This is a genomic window from Salipiger sp. 1_MG-2023, from assembly GCF_030547555.1.
Lineage (GTDB): Bacteria > Pseudomonadota > Alphaproteobacteria > Rhodobacterales > Rhodobacteraceae > Salipiger.
The window spans coordinates 1-2548 of sequence record NZ_JAUOQN010000137.1; the positions used below are offsets into that span (position 1 = coordinate 1).

General features: G+C 59.9%; 3 protein-coding genes and 1 pseudogene. All 4 read right to left on the minus strand.

Going from position 1 to position 2548, the window contains the following annotated elements; all coding sequences use genetic code 11:
* Nucleotides 1-101: 101 nt before the first annotated feature.
* The 4 genes and pseudogenes from Q4543_RS24125 to Q4543_RS24755 all read right to left on the minus strand — a co-directional run bounded on the left by Q4543_RS24125 (nt 102) and on the right by Q4543_RS24755 (nt 1328).
* The gene (locus tag Q4543_RS24125) at nt 102-266 is read right to left on the minus strand and encodes a DUF1328 domain-containing protein (protein WP_303442655.1); all 165 of its coding nucleotides are present in this window, start codon (nt 264-266) and stop codon (nt 102-104) included.
* 33 nt (nt 267-299) lie between these two features.
* The gene (locus Q4543_RS24130) at nt 300-488 is read right to left on the minus strand and encodes a PLD nuclease N-terminal domain-containing protein (protein WP_216005177.1); all 189 of its coding nucleotides are present in this window, start codon (nt 486-488) and stop codon (nt 300-302) included.
* Nucleotides 489-829: 341 nt separating this feature from the next.
* Nucleotides 830-1054: pseudogene (locus Q4543_RS24135) on the minus strand (TRAP transporter large permease subunit); the annotation flags it as partial.
* Between the two features lie 13 nt (nt 1055-1067).
* A complete protein-coding gene (locus tag Q4543_RS24755; protein WP_368502198.1) occupies nt 1068-1328 on the minus strand; it encodes a hypothetical protein in 261 nt (86 codons plus the stop codon).
* Nucleotides 1329-2548: the final 1220 nt, after the last annotated feature.

The following is a 2548-nucleotide window of genomic DNA, read 5'->3' on the forward strand; positions in this document are numbered from 1 at the left end:
TCCCATGCCTCAGGAGAAGTGAATCAGCAGCCAAGCCATCACTCAAGTGGAGTTTTTCAACACCTTCTCCGCTGAGCGGCCCTTTCGTACGCCAAGGTGCATCAGGTTTTGCGCACGAGCCGCATCACCAGCATGATGACGAACAGCACCACGAAAATGAAGAACAGCACCTGCGCGATGCCAGCGGACGCCGAGGCGATGCCGCCAAAGCCAAAGACGGCCGCCACGATGGCGACGATGAAAAACAGGATTGCCCAGTAAAGCATATGCGTTTCCTCCACTCTGTCAGGGGGTGGCGATCAGGCGATGTTGCGCGACGAGCGCGGCCCGGCGATCAGCCAGATGATGAAACCAAGGACCGGCAGCACGATCACCAGCAGCGTCCACAGCACCTTGGAGCCGGTGCTAGCGGAGGAGCCGAGGATCGAAACGATGGCCCAGATATCCAGTACGAGGACGATGAATCCTCCGATGCCTGCAAATTCCATGACATGTCTCCTTTGACGGTCCGCGATGTCGCAAGGCACGAGGCATCCTAAGGCCGGTCAGCCCCGCCGGGGCGCTTGCCCCGGATCAATCCTGTGTTGCGATCTGTGCGCGACCGGGGCTCCGTCCCCAGTCGTTCTGATGTCATAACGCGGCGTTTGCCGGAAAGGTTCCCGGGCCCGGCACGACAGGCCGCAGGCGCGGCGGTCTTAGAAATTAAGATTGTACTTGAAGGGGAATGACACCGAAGCTGGAAACAGGCGGGCCGCCTCTTTCCCTTCCGGTCCGTGAAATGATGGCGCCGCCCTGTCCTTCGGGCGGCGCCGTTTTCCTGCCTGTCGCGTCAGGCAAGCGCTGGCAGCCAGAGCATGATCCACGGCAAGGCGACCATTAGCCCGATGGTCACCGCATCGGCGGTGAAGAACGGCATTACGCCCCGGAACACATCCTGCACTGACAGGCCCGGGCGCACCCCGGCCACGACAATACAGTTGAGCCCGATCGGCGGGGTGATCAGGCAGAGTTCGGCCATCTTGACCATGGGGATGCTGAACCACACCGCGCATATAGATCGGCACGCTCTAGATAATGGTGAATATCATGATCGACAGCTTGGCGGTCTGTTGCGCCGCCATCAACTCGATGCATTCGCTCTGGATCGCCATGCCGGCCGTCTCGCGGAACTGCGCCAAATTTTCGTCGGAGATGATCACCTTTTTGACGGACTTCTCGGCCGGCACGCTGCCCCACTTGTCGTGAAGCCCGCCGTAAGTCGTCAGGTAATGATCCAGCGCGGCGCGCTCGTCATCGGACAGCGTCTCGTAGGCATCCTTGTTCACCATCCCTGGGCAATTCGCAGTTCCGAGGGGTGAGGTTCGCCGTCTACTAATCGCCCTCGTTGATGGTGCCGAAGGACAGAGGCGCATGCCGGGCAAAGGCGGCGGTGCCGATCCCCCTGCTTGCATCGCCTGATAAACCTCGGAGGTGGTAATTGAGGGCGCCCCCCTCCCACCACCGCAAAGGCATTGCCGAGGCCGCGCACGCGCATCCCGTCAAAGCTGTCAAGCGTGGCGCGCGGCGCGCCGGTGCCAACAAGGTTGTACTGCGGCATCGGCGTGGGCATCGGCAGCATCGCGCCCCATTGCTCCGGCTCTTTCCTGACCGCCGGATGGTTAGACACCGCTTGGCTGACGGCGATCTCTTCCCCGAGCGGGTTCGCGCCCATGAACGGCGATTCAAGCGCGGTCAGCCTGCGGGTGCTGTCGGGGTGATCACCGGCGCAGATCCGAGCCATCTCTACGGCAGAGATCTAGATGCCGTCGAGGGTCTCGGTGGTTTTGGACAGCCGCCATACGAGATGTTCATGGTGACCTCGCCATGGGTTTTTTCGACGATCAGATCGGCCAGCTTCTGGTAAAGGTGCAGGGCTTGCCCAGACCGAGACGTTCCATTCCGTGGCCATGGCTTCGATTGCGATTGCAACGCTCAGAGCGTCGTCGTCAGCTTCTTCATGGCGATCCCTGCCATGGGTTCGCTGGCTTGGTGACGGCCTTATCGCCTGAGCCTCGCCAGATGACCGCACGGTGCACCTGCGACCGACTCGGATGACCGACAGGCGGCCAGTTTTGCATGCAACGGTATGCCGCTTTCTAAAGATGCACGTGAGACCTGTTTTTAGTGCCTTCCCGGCCCGTGTGGCGCGCCTTTACACTACGTTAAGTCAAGCACTTTGAATCCATGGAAAAAACCTGCTCGCAAGCGAAGATATTTACACTCATACGCAGGCTAACGAAAATAATTTACAAAGATATTCTTGTTTTTCGGATACTTGTTCCATTCTTTTCGAAACGGCGTATGCTCCAACCTGGGATGGGAAATGCCGCACCGCGGCGTTTGAGAACTGAAAGGCGCTGATCGCGACCCCGCGCTGGCGCTGAAAGATCGAGGGAGGATCTCCATGAAAGACGACGCACAGAACAATTCCGCCACCTACGCCCCGACGCCCGAGTTTGCGGCCAAGGCGCATGTCGGCGCGGCGCAGTATGATGAGATGTATGCGCGT

Coding starts and splice junctions, on each gene's coding strand:
- Q4543_RS24125 (WP_303442655.1), bottom strand. CDS start 266: ATGCTTTACTGGGCAATCCTGTTTTTCATCGTCGCCATCGTGGCGGCC.
- Q4543_RS24755 (WP_368502198.1), bottom strand. CDS start 1,328: ATGGTGAACAAGGATGCCTACGAGACGCTGTCCGATGACGAGCGCGCC.
- Q4543_RS24130 (WP_216005177.1), bottom strand. CDS start 488: ATGGAATTTGCAGGCATCGGAGGATTCATCGTCCTCGTACTGGATATC.